Below are 14,268 nucleotides of genomic sequence, written 5' to 3'. Positions count from 1 at the left end.
CGGCGTGGCCCGAGATACTCTTGCCGCATCCGAATCCTGTTGAGTGAAGGCCGCCGCCCTGATGGCCCCGCCCCAGCTGGTGCGGCGCTTCGGGCGGAGCGCTGATGCCCCGGATTCAGCCGGGGCATCAGCGACGAGCCGGCGCCATGCGTCCGCTCTCTTCCCACTCGGCTCGAGAGCGCCCATGCGCCGTCATCCCGCTCCCGTCCAGGTCGAGTCTGGGATGATGGACGGGTGACACCGACTCTCGCCCCGGCTCCCGCGCGCGCGCTCGCGATCGGGCCGCTCGTGCTCGACGCGCCCGTCGTGCTCGCGCCGATGGCCGGCATCACGAACACCGCGTTCCGGCGCCTGTGCCGCGAGTACGGCGCGGGACTGTACGTGAGCGAGATGATCACGACGCGGGCGCTCGTCGAGCGCAACGCGACCACGATGCGGCTGATCACTCACCACGAGTCCGAGACCCCGCGCTCGATCCAGCTCTACGGCGTCGACCCGGCGACGACCGAGGCGGCCGTGCGCATCCTCGTCGACGAGGACCGTGCCGATCACATCGACCTGAATTTCGGATGCCCCGTCCCCAAGGTCACCCGCAAGGGCGGCGGCTCGGCGCTGCCGTGGAAGACGGGCCTGTTCCGCGACATCGTCACGCGCGCGGTGCGCGCGGCAGGAGATGTGCCGCTCACGGTCAAGATGCGAAAAGGCATCGACGCCGATCACCTGACCTACCTCGACGCGGGCCGCATCGCCGAGGACGCGGGAGTCGCCGCCGTCGCGCTGCACGCGCGCACGGCCGCGGAGTTCTACTCCGGCGAGGCCGACTGGTCGGCGATCGCGAAGCTGAAAGAGGCCGTCACGAGTGTGCCGGTGCTCGGCAACGGCGACATCTGGAGTGCCGACGACGCCGTGCGCATGATGGAAGAGACCGGCTGCGACGGCGTCGTGGTGGGCCGCGGATGCCTCGGCCGCCCGTGGCTGTTCGGCGACCTCGCCGAGGCGCTGGCACCCTCCGGTGGTCGAGTGCCGACGCGAAGCGGCGCTGTATCGAGACCCGACGCCACGCTCGGCTTCGTGGCAGGGGCATTCCGGCGCCACGCCGAGCTGCTGGTGGAGTTCTTCGAGGACGAAGGTCGCGGCTGCCGCGACATCCGCAAGCATGTCGCCTGGTACTTCAAGGGCTACCCGGTGGGGGGCGAACTGCGTGCGAGCCTCGCGACCGCGTCCACCCTCGCCGAGATCGACGAGCTGCTGGCCACCCTCGACCTCGACGCGCCCTACCCCGGTGCGGCCGCCGAGGGTCAGCGCGGGCGTGCGGGAACCCCCAAGCGCCCGGCCCTGCCCGACGGGTGGCTGAGCTCGCGCGAGCTCGGGGCCGAGGCATCCGCCGCTCTCGCCGAAGCGGAGCTCGACACCAGTGGCGGCTGACCGCGTCGCCGCAGCGGGCGCCTGGTCGGGGCGGCCGGAGGGCTACGACGACGACGACGCCGCGCGCGTCCACCCCGAGCAGCACCGGTCCCTGCGCGACGACTTCGCCCGCGACCGGGCGCGCGTGCTGCACTCTGCGGCACTTCGCCGACTCGCGGCCAAGACTCAGGTGCTGAGCCCGGCGAGCCCCGCCGACTTCGCACGCAACCGGCTGACGCACTCGCTCGAGGTCGCCCAGGTCGGCCGTGAGCTGGCGACCTCGCTGCAGCTGTCGCCGGATGTCGTCGACACGGCGTGCCTGAGCCACGACCTGGGGCATCCGCCGTTCGGGCACAACGGCGAGCGCGCCCTCAACGACTGGGCAGACGACATCGGCGGGTTCGAGGGCAACGCCCAGACCCTGCGGATCCTCACGCGCCTCGAGCCGAAGGTGATCGGAGACGACGGCGCCACGTTCGGCCTCAACCTCACGCGCGCGAGCCTCGACGCGACCTGCAAGTACCCGTGGACCGCGGCGCATCCTCTGCCGGATCCGGGCGGCCGGCTCAAGTTCGGCGTCTACCCAGACGACGAAGACGTGTTCGCGTGGATGCGCGAGGGCGCACCGGGCCGCGTGCGCTGCATCGAGGCCGAGGCGATGGACCTCTCGGACGACATCGCCTACTCCGTGCACGACTTCGAAGACGCCGTCGTGAACGGATACCTCGACCCTGCGCGGCTGGCCGACTCGGGCGAGCATGAGGCGCTGCTGCGCGCGATCCAGTCGTGGGTCGGATTCGACTACGCGCGCGACGAGCTCGAGGACGCCCTCTACCGCCTGATGCGGATGCCGGAATGGATCGACGCTTTCGACGGCACCCGTGCGGCGCACGCGCGCCTGAAGAACCTCACGTCCGACCTGATCGGGCGCTTCGCGCGCGCCGCGACGACCGCCACACGCGAGGCGTACGACGTGTCGGTGCTCACCCGCTACCGCGCGCATGTCGTCGTGCCGCGTGTCGTCGAGGCCGAGATGGCGGTGCTCAAGGGCATCATCGGAGCCGTGGTCGTGTCGATCGAGGGGCGCCGGAGCCTCTACAAGGAGCAGCGGCGCCTGCTCAAGCGCCTCGCGACGGCCCTGTGGGAGCATCCGGAGTCTCTCGACGCGATCCACGCCCGGGACTTCGCCCTCGCACAGACGGATGCCGCGCGCCGCCGTGTCGTCGTAGACCAGGTCGCGGGCCTCACCGATCAGCTCGCGATCGCGTGGCACGGCCGGCTCGTCGGCGACGTCGACCCCGCGGCGCTCGGCGTGTGGTCGCCGGCTGCCCCCAAGCCCGGCGCGGCCGACTGATGGCCGGCCGCATCGCCCAGGCCGACGTCGACGAGGTCAAGGCGCGCACGAACATCGCCGACATCATCGGCGAGCGGGTCGCCCTCAAGCCCGCCGGCGTCGGCGCGATGAAGGGGCTGTGCCCGTTCCACGACGAGCGCAGCCCCAGTTTCAACGTGCGCCCGCAAGCGGGCTTCTACCACTGCTTCGGCTGCGGCGAGTCGGGTGATGTGTACTCGTTCCTGCGCAAGATGGACCATCTCTCGTTCACCGAGGCGGTGGAGCGCCTCGCGGGTCGGCTCGGCTTCGCGCTGCACTACGAGGACGGCGGCGCCGCCCCCGAGACGACAGGCCGCGCGCGCCTGTATGCCGCCAACGCGGCGGCCGGGGAGTTCTTCCGCGCGCAGCTCATGACGCCCGAGGCCGAGGCGGCGCGCGCCTTCCTCGGCGCACGCGGGTTCGACGCGGGCGCCGCCGCGCACTTCGGTGTCGGGTTCGCCCCCAAGGGCTGGTCGGGCATGCACGGAGCGCTGCGCGCGCAGGGCTTCACCGACGAGGAGCTCTCGACCGCCGGGCTCGTCTCGCAGGGCAGGCGGGGCGTCTACGACCGCTTCCGCGGTCGCGTGGTGTGGCCGATCCGCGACGTGACCAGCCAGGTGATCGGCTTCGGCGCCCGCAGGCTGTTCGACGACGACAACGGCCCGAAGTACCTGAACACCCCCGAGACGCCGATCTACCGCAAGGCGCAGGTGCTGTACGGGCTCGACCTCGCCAAGCGCGACGTGTCGCGCGAGCACCGCGTCGTCGTGGTCGAGGGCTACACCGACGTCATGGCGTGCCACCTCGCCGGCATCACCACGGCGATCGCGACCTGCGGCACCGCCTTCGGCGCGGACCACATCACGGTGCTTCGGCGGGTCATGGGCGATGACTCCTCCGCCGGCGAGGTGGTCTTCACCTTCGACCCCGACGAGGCAGGGCAGAAGGCCGCGCTGCGCGCGTTCGGCGACGAGAAGCGCTTCGCCGCTCAGACCTATGTCGCTGTCGCGCCCGACGGGCTCGACCCGTGCGACCTGCGGCTGAACCGGGGGGATGCCGCCGTGCGCGCGCTCCTGGACACCAAGACCCCGATGTTCGAGTTCGTGATCGACCGCCGGCTCGCAGGCTTCGACCTCGCCACGGTCGAGGGGCGCGCCGGAGCCCTGCGGGCGGCAGCGCCCATCGTCGCCGACATCCGCGACCCCGCGCTCCGCCCCGGTTACGCCCGTGTGCTCGCGCGGCGGCTGGGCCTCGACCTCGGCGAGGTCACGCAGGCTGTCGAGCGCGCGCGCCGCGCGGGAGGGCGGACGGATGCCGCCACCTCCGCCCGCTCGCGCGCCGAGCCGCCGGGCGGTGGCGGGGGCGAGGCATCCGTCGATGAGATCGTCCGCGTGACGCTGGCGTCGCTGCCGCGCACCGCGGACGTCGTGCTCGAGCGGGACGCGCTCATGGGCTTTCTGCAGTTCGGCCACCGGATCGACCCGGCGCTGCGCGACCGCGCGCTCGCCCTGCCGTTTCGTCACCCCGCGCTCGACGCGGTGCGCCAGGCGGTGCTGGCGGCGCCCGACAAGGAGCGGCCGGGGTGGGCGGTCGAGGCGGTCTCGGCCGTGCGGGAGCCGTTCCGGTCGCTGGCGGCGGAGCTTCTCGCCGCCGACTTTCCGGCGCTCACCGACGAGGCGGCGGTCGCCTCGACGACGGCTCTGGCGAAGCGGTTGCTGCTGCGCCAGGTCGATCGCGAGAAGAGCGAGCTGCTCGGGGCGATCCAGCGCGTCGCGCCCGACTCCGAGGAGGGCCGGCGCATCCGGATGCGCCTGCGCGAGCTCGATCTGGAGCGCGCGAGGCTCGCCGCCGAGCGCTGATGCGCGTCGGAGTGGCGCGCAGGCTCGGCGCGCGGCAGGATGTGCACATGCACCGCAGCAGACAAGCCGACGTTGCCATCCGCTCGAACGACCTGTCGGTAGCGCGCGGCGGCCGCGGGGCGCAGGCCCGCGTCGTCGACGGCGTCTCGTTCGTGTTGCCGCGCGCGGGGGCGCTGGCGATCATGGGGCCCACCGGCGCGGGCAAGTCGAGCCTCGTCTCGGTGCTGTCGGGCACGGCAGAGCCGGGCTTGGCCGTCGTGGGCGGGGATGCCGAGGTCGAAGGCATCCGCGTGCGTCACCCCGGCCGCGCGCATCGCGAACTCACCTACTTCGCCGGCTACCTGCCGCAGCGCGCCGGGGCGTCGCTGCCCGCGCGGCGCACCGTCTCGGAGCTGATCGGCGAGCCCCTCACCAGCCGCGACCGGCGCGTCGACCAGCGCGCGCTCGCGGTGCGGGTCGCGTCGTTGCTCGACGAACTCATGCTGCCGCTCGGCGCCGCCCCGAAGTATCCCTACGAGCTGAGCGCCGGCATGCGTCAGCGGGTCGCGTTCGCTCGCGCGCTCGTGCTGCAGCCGCGTGTGCTCATCGCCGACGACCCGCTCGCGAACATGGACGTCGAGGCCCGTCGCGCCGCCAAGTATGCGATCCTGCGCCGCCGCGACGCGTACGGCATGTCGACGCTCATCGTCACGAACGAGGCCGATGTGGTGCGAGACCTCGACACGGATGTGCTCGTGCTGCGCGCGGGGCACACGATCGCGTTCGGGCACGGCACGGACGGCCTGCTCTGGACCCCCGGAACGGACGTGAACCACCGACTGGTGGCCTCGTGATGGTCATCACCACCCCATAGGCTTTGGTAGCATGGTCTGGTTGCCCGCGCAGAGCGGACGATGATCCTCCATAGCTCAATTGGCAGAGCAATCGGCTGTTAACCGATAGGTTCTTGGTTCGAGTCCAAGTGGGGGAGCGAAGGCCTCGAGGCTCCACCCTCGGGGCCTTTCTTGATTTTTCGGGGATTCTGAGCCCCTGTCGCGACGATGCGCGTCAGGTCTTGCCTCATCTGCCCACATCGTGCCCACATTCGCTCGATCTCGGGCGTCTTCCATCGCTTTCGCGAGCGCATCGAGGTCGTCGTCGAAAAGATCGGCGTACGTGTCCAGCGTCATCGCCGCCGACGCGTGGCCGAGCATGCGCTGGACCGCCTTCACGTTCGCGCCGAAGGTGATCGCGAGCGACGCGGCGGTGTGGCGCAGATCATGTACGGTGACCTTCGGGAAGTCCGGGTAATCCTCGCGGAGAGCCTTCAGAGAGCGCGTGAACCATGCGTCTCGGTGTGTGGGTTGTCCCAGGTGGGTCTTCCCGTCGCCGAACACCAGGGCGTCCCGATCCTTTCCCTCGCACGCGCGGGCGAGCGCCTGAGCCAAGAAGGACGGGAGCGGCACAGAGCGGGCCTGGTGCGTCTTCGGGGTGCCGGGCCGTGCCCTGTTCGGCATCGTCGCCGTGTTCGCGCAGCTCCGCGTCGACCTCATCCGGGAGAACACCCGTCGCGGGCTCGAGTACGCACGGCAGAACGGCAGAATCGGCGGACGGCCGACGGTAATGACTACGGAGCGCATCGACGCGGCGCGGACGAAGCCGAAGTATTCACGATCGAGGGACTTATGCACGACGGAGGGAACGTGCTCCTCGCTGCGCAACGCAAGAGCGGGAAGACGACGGCCACGTTCAACCTTGCACGATCGCTTGTTGACGGAGTGCTCTTCCTCGACCGGTTCGCCGTGAACCGCCGTCGCCGTGTCGCCATCCTCGACTTCGAGATGAGCGACAGCGCCGCACGGGCATGGCTTCGTGGGCTGGAGATCAAGAACCCTGGGGACATCACGCGCTTCTCGCTGCGCGGGCGGGCGGGCTCCTTTCGGATCACAGACGATAGCGTTCGCGCCAAGTGGGCGGACAAGCTCACAGGGTTCGACGTCCTCATCCTTGACCCCATCCGCCCGCTGATGGATGCACTCGGGCTTGATGAGCACAAGGAGGCCGGGACGATTCTCGGGGCCTTCGACGCGCTCAAGGCCGAAGCAGGGATTCCGGAAGGAGTGGTCGTTCACCACCAGGGCCACGCCGGTACGCATGCGCGCGGCGATTCACGTTTCGAGGATTGGCCCGATGCGATCTGGGGCACGTCTTCGGGTTCGAGTCCAAGTGGGGGAGCGAAGGCCTCGAGGCTCCACCCTCGGGGCTTTTTTCGTGCCCGCGGCGCCGCGATATCGGGGGCGATCAGGCGTCGATGTCGTCGACGCCTGGCGTCCACGACTGCCCTGGGCGACCCCAGCCGCGCTTGCGTGCGATCTTCTGCGTCGTCTTCCAGTCGGTGTCGCCGAGGCGGTCGATATACAGGATGCCGTCGAGGTGGTCGAACTCGTGCTGCATGATGCGTGCGCGCCAGCCGTCCACCTCGATGCGCAGCGGCTCGCCGTCGAGGTCGATGCCGGTCACCAGCACGCTCTCGGAGCGGCGCAGCGGGAAGCGCTCGCCCGGAAACGACAGGCACCCCTCGGACTCGTCGTCGGGGTCGGGCTCGCCCGGCTCGAGGGGGCGCATCCACAGTTCGGGATTGAGGATCGCACCCCGCCAGGGGTTGCCCTCGTCATCCTGGTAGGCGTAGGTGTAGATGCGGAGGCCGACGCCCACCTGGGGTGCCGCGAGACCCACGCCAGGTGCGGCATCCATCGTCTCGAACATGTCGGCGATGAGCTGACGGATCTCGTCCGTGATCTCTTCGACGGGGGACGCGGGCGCGTGCAGGACGGGATCGCCCATGATGCGAATGGGGAGAACAGCCACGCAATGAGCCTAGCCGCGCGACCTGAAAGGTAGTGTCGAGGAGTGCTGGTGACCGCGGTCGACATCGAGAGCGTCGGAGACACGCTTGTCGGGGTGTTCCGCAACCCCGGGCTGCTCATCGGCATCCCGCTCGCGCTGCTGGGCGCGGTCTTCATGTCGTTCGGCGCTCAGTATCAGCATCGCGGCGTCATCAAGGTCGAGAGGCTGAGCGGCTCCACTGCCACGCAGGGACTGAACCTGCACCAACTGCTGCGACTGCTCGCCCGACCGTCCTGGGTCATCGGCACCCTCATGCTGGCGCTCGCGATCGTGTGCCAACTGTCGGCCCTGGCGTTCGCCCCGCTCATCGTGGTCCAGCCGCTCGGCGCGCTCGCGCTGGTCATCACGACGCTGCTCAACGCCCGCATCAGCGGCCACAAGCCGACGGGCCGCTCGCTCACGGCCATCTCCGCATGTGTCGCGGGGATCGTCATCTTCGTCACGATCGCAGCCCTGTTCGCGACCGAAGAGGCCGTCACCGACCAGCAGGTGGTGACGATCCTGCTGCTGCTGCTGGGCGTCGCGATCGTGTTCACGGGCCTGTGGCTGTGGCTGCGCACGCGCATCGGCGCCCTCTTCTACATCGTCGCGGCGGGCGTGCTCTACGGTTTCGTGGCCACGCTCGCCAAGGTCGTCATCAGCCGCATCCAGCACGCGAACTTCGAGTGGCTCACCCTCACGTCGCTGGTCGCGCTGATCATCGCGTCCGCGCTGGGTGCCTACTTCGTGCAGACGGCGTACTCGTCGGGTCCGCCCGACCTCGTGATCGCGGGCCTCACCGTGATCGACCCGATCGTCGCGATCGTCATCGGCCTCGCGATCCTCGGCGAGGCCGCGGGCGCCCCGTTGTGGGCCTACCTCGGATTCGGCGTCGCGGGTGCCCTGGCGGTGTGGGGGGTGTTCCAGTTGGCGCGCTACCACCCGCAGGTGCTGAGCGACAGCCAGGAGCTGCCGATCCAGCGCGGAAGCGGGTCGGCCGATCCGGCGCATCCGAAGACCGGCTCGGTGCGGGTCACCGAGGCTGTGGCGAAGGTGTGGCCTGACCCGCCGATTCGCGACAAGGGCGACAGCGCTCGCCCGATGTGACGTCGTCGCCCGGGGGCCTCGCCACGCTCCTTCCGCGGCTACGACTCAGGTGGGGGATCGGCCGAAGCGGGACGATAGGCTTCAAGGGCGAGGGGCGGTGGCCAAGCTGGTCAAGGCAGCGGGCTCATAACCCGACGATCGTGGGTTCAAGTCCCACCCGCCCTACCAGATCGAGGCGTCGCCCGTGGGGCGACGCCTCGACCGCGTGCGGGGCCGTCAAGCGTGGTGTTCGGTCTACTTCAGCGCGCCGCTTGTGATGCCGATCGTCAGGCGTCGACCGAACCACGCGTACAGCACGATCATCGGCAAGATGCTGATGGACGCGGCCGCGAAGAGCGCCCCGTAGTCGCTGCCGGAGTACTGCTGCTGCTGGAAGTAGTTGAGGATCGCCAGCGGGAGCGTGTAGTTGTCGTTGGTCTGGATGAACATGAGGGCCAGGAAGGTCTCGTTCCACACGTTGATGGCGTTGAGCAGTACCGCCGTCGTCAGTCCTCCTCTGGCGAGAGGCAGCATGATCGTCCAGAAGGTGCGGTTCGGCGTGAGTCCGTCGAGGGCGGCTGCGTCCTCCAGCTCGCTGGGCAGACTCCTGAAGAAGCCGGTGAGGAGGAACACGGTGAACGGGAGATTGACCACCACGTACAAGATGAACAGTCCCGGCAGCGAGTTGATCAGGCCGAGGCCGAGCAACACCGAATAGAGCGGAAGCACGATGATCTGCATCGGGATGCCCAGGCCGAGCACGAAGTAGACGAGCGTCGCGTTCGCGAAGCGACCGCCGCGCCGACTGAGGGCGTACGCGGCCGGCGCGGCGATGACCGTCGTGGTGAGAGAGGCGGCGACGACCAGGACGACCGAGTTCAGGAAGCCGACGCCGAGGTTGCCGTCCGTCCAGGCTTTCACCCAGTTCTCGAAGTGAAGGGATTCGGGCAGGCTCCACGGGGATCGGAGGATCGCACCGCTGGACTTGAAAGCGCTCGTGATGATGAAGGCGAAGGCTGCGACGCTGAACAGCACGATCGCCCAGACTCCGACGGAGACGACGCGCTGGAAGGCTCCGCCGTCGAAGGTCCGAAGAGAGGGACGGGTGCGGGAGTATGAGTTGCTCATGCGGATTCTCGACTCTCAGAACTCGATCGTGTCGCGGCGCATCACTCGTCGCAGAAGCACGACGAGCACCGCGACGAAGACGAGCGTGACGACGGCACCGGCTGACGCGTAGCCGAACTGGAAGGCTGCCGCGCCTCCCCCCAGGGTCTTCCCATAGACGAAGAGGGCGGTGTTCCACTGGTTCACGTGGGGAAGCGCTCCTTGTGTTCCGGAGAAGGCGAGGATGAACTCGAAGATCTTCACCGAGCTGATCGTCCACAGCACGGCGGCGACGCCGACGACGTCCCAGGCCAGGGGGAGGGTGACGTTGCGGAATCGCTGCCACGGCCCTGCGCCGTCGAGGAGCGCAGCCTCGTAGTAGTTGACCGGGATGGCGTCGACTCCGGCCATGAGGATTGTCACGTAGTACCCGAGATGGATCCAGATGAGTCCCAGCAGGATGAACAGGAACGCGGTGTCCGGTCCCATCCACGCCACCGGGGGGATCCCGAGCGCCCCGAGAAAGGTGTTCACGAGGCCGTCGAAGCGGAACAGGAACCCCCAGAAGATCGCCAGCACGATCGTCGAGACGAGGTGAGGCAGAAAGAGCGCGGCGCGGATGAACCGCGCCAAGCGCATCTCCCTGATCACGAGGAGCATGACGAAGCTCAGCACGAACAGCAGCGCCCCGGCACCGATTGTGATGCACACGGTGTTGAGGAAGGCTCTGTGGAACACGGGATCCTGAGCGAGCCTCAGGTAGTTCATGAAGCCCACCCAGGTGGGCTCGTCGATCCCATTCCAGTTCGTGAAACTCGCATAGATCGAATAGCACGTCGGGACGATGAAGAGCGCGGTGTAGAGCACGAAGGCGAGGAGGACGAAGGGAACGGTGAGCTGGCGCTGCTTGCGCGCGAACGCTGTCGTGGTCATGGTGGTGGCCTAGGTCGAGGCTGGGAGCGCGGTGTGTTCCGCGCTCCCAGCCGGCGGATGTACGGCTGCCGCCCGCGAGGGGAGACGGTCAGGTCAGCCGTTCACCGCCAGGTACTCGACAGTCTGACGCTTCGACTCGGCGATGAAGGAATCGGCATCGCTCTGCCCGGTGACGAAGTTGGTCACCATGGTGCGGAAGATCGTCGTGTACCAGTCCGGAAAGTCTCGAGCGAGTCCGCCTTGATCTGCGTACAGGTCGCTCTGGGTGAGCGCCTCTGCAACGGACCTCAGCTGTTCGGGCACCTCGACGTCATCGCGCGGCGAGATCTGCACCGCCTCCGTTGCGATGCGCTCCGCATACTCCTTCTGCGAGAAGTAGGCGATGAACTCTGCCGCAGCGTCGGAGTTCTCCGCCGAGGCGGGGATCGTGAAGCCGATGAAGTTCGCGCCCACCGCGGTCGAGCCGCCCCGCTTGAGAGCGGGGATCTGCAGCGAGTCGAAGGTGAAGCCGTTCGCGACGTTGGGCGCCGCTTCGCTGGGAACCCAGGTCCCGGACAGATACGTGGCCGCACCACCGCTTGCCCAGAGGTTCTGCGCGTCTGCGCCCTGGTTGGCAGCGTAGCCGTCGGGGAAGAACGCGCGCAGTTCATCGAAGGCTTCCAGGGCCTCGCGAACGCCAGGGGCCTCCCAGGCCTTGCCGGTCTCATCGGACGCGAGTGCGCGCAGGCCGGCCACCCCGACAGACCGCTCCAAGAGCAGGGTGACCCAGTAGGCGTCGTTGCTGGGGATCGCGATCGCGGGGGTGCCGGTGCCGTCGATCTGCGAGAGGACGTCGATCAACGAGTCCCAGTCCTGTGGGGTCTCGGTCAGCTCGGGATACTTCGCCGAGTCGAACCAGATCGCCTCGCTCAGCACCTCGTAGGGCACCATCGTCGGGATGCCGGACTCGTCGGACACCGCATCGACGTATGCCGAGGAGATGACCTTCGACAGCGGGGCGTCCTCTCCCGGAACCGTCTGAGCGTAGGTGTCGGTCAGATCGAGCTGCTGGGCGTTGGAAGTGATCGGTCCCAACGCGTTGACGGAGCCGTCGACGAGATCGGCCGCTGCACCGACTCTGAGTGTGGGAACGAGTTTCGTGATGTTCTCGCGCCCTTGCCACTGGACGTCCACCTCGATCCCGGTGTCCTTCGTGAACGCGTCGATCGCATCGGCGATGATCGCAGCCTGCGGTTCATTCTGGTTCCACATCGACCAGTAGGTGAACGATGACGTCTCGGCCCCCTCCGGGGGCTTGCTCGAGCATCCTGCGATCACCGCAATCGCTGCCAGAGCCAATAGAGCGGTGCATTTCTTCCTTTTGCTGTGGGCACGCATGTGCTGACCTCCTCGTCACGTAGCCATTCGGGTTCGGCGACTGCCAGCGAAACTCGAAGGTCAGGCGCTCGTCAAGCCAATTGCGCAGATATGAACAGTGATGAACATATACGGGCATTTCCGCCCACATCACGGGCGTCGCTCGCATAGACTCGCCGCGCTATGAAACCCGATGCCTCCCACTCGTCGTGCGGAAGGGCCAACGTCTTCCACGACGGCCCTGACCGCTGGTCTGCCGCGTTGGGGCGCGCGTCGCCTTCGGGGCAGGAGCCGCCGCGCGAGTTCTTCGACGCACCGTTCCTGGGAAACGGCGCACTCGGCTGCTTCGTGACGATCGCCGACGGCAGCGTCCGCATCTGGATCGACCACAACCTCTCGCGTGACCACCAGCCGACGGGGGGACCGCTCTGGGGCGGCAGCCGCCTGCCGATGGGTGAGCTCTGCGCCTCGCTGCCGTCACGCGTCGAGGCGTGTCGCTGGCGGCTCGACCTCGAGAGCGCCACGTTGTCTCTGGCCATCGACGGCGAGGGCTGGCAGGTCGCCGTAGACGTGTTCATCACCGCAGAAGCGGACGCGGTCGTTGTGATTCACAGAGCGGGGGAGCAGCTCGAGTGGCGGTTCTCACCTGCCGCGCCGACTCCACCGCGCCTTGCGTTCGCACCCCAGGAGCGCCCCGCCGACCTGCTTGACCACCCCGTCGCACGCGAGGTCCGCGTCGATGACGCCTTCGCGTGCGTGCAGGACCTCGCCGCGGGCGGCGGCTATGTCGTCGCCTGGGCGAGCCGACACTCGCGTACGGTCCTCTGCGCGCGACTGGCGAGTGCGCACGAGCACGCGGCGGATGAGCTGCGGCACGCAGTGGCGGGTGTGCACGATACCCACTGCAACCTGCGCCTTCGGCGGCTGGCTCATCTCACGTGGTGGCGGAACTTCTTCAGAGCGAGCTATGTGGAAGTCCCCGACGCCCTGAACGGCTTCTTCTGGATCCAGCTCTACAAACTGGCCTCGGCCACCCGTGCGGGCGGCGCGGTGATCACCACGATGGGTCCGTGGCTGACCGCGACACCGTGGGCCGGGGCCTGGTGGAACCTGAACGTGCAGCTGTCCTATCCGCTCGCTGCTCGAACGGGTCATCACGAACTCGACTCGCTCTCGTCGAGCCTTCGTGCACACTCCGCGCAGTTGGAGCGCAACACCGCCCGCCCAGGGCGGGCGGCGATCGGGCGCACCAGCCAGGAGGATCTCGATTCCGAGCTCGTCCCTCCGCCGGGGACGGCAGGGGCTGAGGCGGGGAATCTTCTCTGGGCGCTGCACACAGCAGTCGAACTGCGCGAGACCGCGGGTGACGAACGCAGCGTCGAGCGGGTGATGATGCCCCTCATCGAGGCGGCCGTGGAGACGTACCTCGATGTCTTGGAGGCCGATGCCGACGGCATCCTCCACCTTCCTGTGACGCACTCACCCGAGTTCGCCGACGCCCGTGACGCGAACTACGACCTTGCGCTGCTCACCTGGGGGCTTCGTATGCTCGCGCACGGACCAAGGACCGTGTCGGCGCGCTGGGCGCGCACGCTCAGCATGCTCGCCCCTGCGCCCGCGGACCCGAAAGAGGGGCTGCTCATCGGAGAGAATCGCAGGCTCGACGAGAGCCATCGGCACTATTCGCATCTGCTGTGGTTCGAGCCATTGCGCCTTCTGGATGCGGACGACCCGGCGTGCGCCAGACTGCTTCTGAAATCGCTGCGCCACTGGCTCTCGATGCCCGATGCGCTCCGAGGCTACAGTCGAACCGGTGCCGCGAGCATGTATGCCCAACTCGGTGACGGCGATGCCGCGCTGGCACAGCTGCGCATGCTCACTCGCGAATGCCTCTCGGCGACGACGATGTACCGGGAGACGGGGCCCGTGCTGGAGACGCCTCTGGCGGCGGCGCGGGCACTGCTGGACCTTCTCATCGACGAGCCGGCGCGACGCGTGAGGGTGTTTCCCGCGGTGCCGAGCACGTGGCGCTCAGCGCGGTTCAGTGATCTGCGCGTCCGTGGCGGACACCGCGTCGGCGCGGAGCGCAGAGACGGCGTCACCGTTCGCGTGCAGGTTGTCGCCGCCCGGGACGACGACATCCTCATCGACACCGACATGGTCGATGCCGTCGTCGTGACCGGCTCAGCGGCCCTCTCGCGGGGCCCGCGCGGGGTCGTCGCGAGCGCGACCGTGAGGCGAGGCGACACGCTCGTCGTCGCCGCGCCTTCTGTCGCCTGAACCGGC

11 protein-coding genes, 2 tRNA genes and 2 pseudogenes are annotated in these 14,268 nt (G+C 68.7%); 10 read left to right on the top strand and 5 right to left on the bottom strand.

Going from position 1 to position 14,268, the window contains the following annotated elements; genetic code table 11:
- The first annotated feature begins 234 nt into the window (after positions 1 to 234).
- From dusB to AB1K54_RS11040, 5 genes are all read left to right on the top strand, one after another.
- Positions 235 to 1,425, top strand: coding sequence for a tRNA dihydrouridine synthase DusB (gene dusB, locus AB1K54_RS11060; RefSeq protein ID WP_371202801.1), 1,191 nt, complete (start codon positions 235 to 237; stop codon positions 1,423 to 1,425).
- A complete protein-coding gene (locus tag AB1K54_RS11055; protein WP_371202800.1) occupies positions 1,415 to 2,758 on the top strand; it encodes a deoxyguanosinetriphosphate triphosphohydrolase in 1,344 nt (447 codons plus the stop codon). Before dusB ends, AB1K54_RS11055 begins: the two co-directional genes overlap by 11 nt.
- Positions 2,758 to 4,635 (top strand): DNA primase, encoded by a 1,878-nt coding sequence (dnaG, locus tag AB1K54_RS11050; protein ID WP_371202799.1) that lies wholly within the window; start codon positions 2,758 to 2,760, stop codon positions 4,633 to 4,635. The genes AB1K54_RS11055 and dnaG overlap by 1 nt, the downstream gene beginning before the upstream one ends.
- Positions 4,636 to 4,682: 47 nt before the next feature.
- Positions 4,683 to 5,468, top strand: coding sequence for an ATP-binding cassette domain-containing protein (locus AB1K54_RS11045; RefSeq protein WP_371202798.1), 786 nt, complete (start codon positions 4,683 to 4,685; stop codon positions 5,466 to 5,468).
- 64 nt (positions 5,469 to 5,532) lie between these two features.
- Positions 5,533 to 5,605 (top strand) — tRNA-Asn (locus tag AB1K54_RS11040).
- 229 nt (positions 5,606 to 5,834) lie between these two features.
- Here the strand turns inward: AB1K54_RS11040 and AB1K54_RS11035 are convergent.
- A pseudogene (locus AB1K54_RS11035) lies at positions 5,835 to 6,131 on the bottom strand (site-specific integrase); the annotation flags it as partial.
- Here AB1K54_RS11035 and AB1K54_RS11030 point away from each other — a divergent pair.
- Together AB1K54_RS11030 and AB1K54_RS11025 are read left to right on the top strand one after the other, a co-directional pair.
- On the top strand, positions 6,106 to 6,420 hold the full coding sequence (locus AB1K54_RS11030; RefSeq protein WP_371202797.1) for a recombinase family protein: 315 nt from the start codon (positions 6,106 to 6,108) through the stop codon (positions 6,418 to 6,420). The pseudogene AB1K54_RS11035 and the gene AB1K54_RS11030 overlap by 26 nt on opposite strands.
- Positions 6,318 to 6,704: pseudogene (locus tag AB1K54_RS11025) on the top strand (AAA family ATPase); the annotation flags it as partial. The gene AB1K54_RS11030 and the pseudogene AB1K54_RS11025, both read left to right, overlap by 103 nt.
- 211 nt (positions 6,705 to 6,915) lie before the next feature.
- Here the strand turns inward: AB1K54_RS11025 and def are convergent.
- A complete protein-coding gene (def, locus tag AB1K54_RS11020; protein ID WP_371202796.1) occupies positions 6,916 to 7,482 on the bottom strand; it encodes a peptide deformylase in 567 nt (188 codons plus the stop codon).
- A 42-nt stretch (positions 7,483 to 7,524) separates the two neighbouring features.
- Here def and AB1K54_RS11015 point away from each other — a divergent pair, with 42 nt between their 5' ends.
- Entirely contained in the window at positions 7,525 to 8,607 is a 1,083-nt protein-coding gene (locus tag AB1K54_RS11015) for a DMT family transporter (RefSeq protein WP_371202795.1), read from the top strand.
- Positions 8,608 to 8,698: 91 nt separating this feature from the next.
- Positions 8,699 to 8,775: transfer RNA gene (locus AB1K54_RS11010), tRNA-Ile, on the top strand.
- Positions 8,776 to 8,841: 66 nt separating this feature from the next.
- Here AB1K54_RS11010 and AB1K54_RS11005 read toward each other — a convergent pair.
- The 3 genes from AB1K54_RS11005 to AB1K54_RS10995 form a co-directional block, all read right to left on the bottom strand.
- Positions 8,842 to 9,714, bottom strand: coding sequence for a carbohydrate ABC transporter permease (locus tag AB1K54_RS11005; RefSeq protein WP_371202794.1), 873 nt, complete (start codon positions 9,712 to 9,714; stop codon positions 8,842 to 8,844).
- Between the two features lie 15 nt (positions 9,715 to 9,729).
- Positions 9,730 to 10,626 carry a carbohydrate ABC transporter permease gene (locus tag AB1K54_RS11000; RefSeq protein WP_371202793.1) on the bottom strand — a complete coding sequence of 299 codons (897 nt, stop codon included), beginning with the start codon at positions 10,624 to 10,626 and terminating at the stop codon, positions 9,730 to 9,732.
- Positions 10,627 to 10,719: 93 nt separating this feature from the next.
- Positions 10,720 to 11,877 (bottom strand): ABC transporter substrate-binding protein, encoded by a 1,158-nt coding sequence (locus AB1K54_RS10995; protein WP_371202792.1) that lies wholly within the window; start codon positions 11,875 to 11,877, stop codon positions 10,720 to 10,722.
- 288 nt (positions 11,878 to 12,165) lie between these two features.
- On the opposite strand from AB1K54_RS10995, the gene AB1K54_RS10990 reads away from it, so the two are divergent.
- Entirely contained in the window at positions 12,166 to 14,262 is a 2,097-nt protein-coding gene (locus AB1K54_RS10990) for a hypothetical protein (RefSeq protein ID WP_371202791.1), read from the top strand.
- Positions 14,263 to 14,268: the final 6 nt, after the last annotated feature.

Source organism: Microbacterium sp. BWT-B31 (assembly GCF_041379855.1).
Lineage (GTDB): Bacteria > Actinomycetota > Actinomycetes > Actinomycetales > Microbacteriaceae > Microbacterium.
This window is presented reverse-complemented; position numbering and strand designations above follow the sequence as displayed.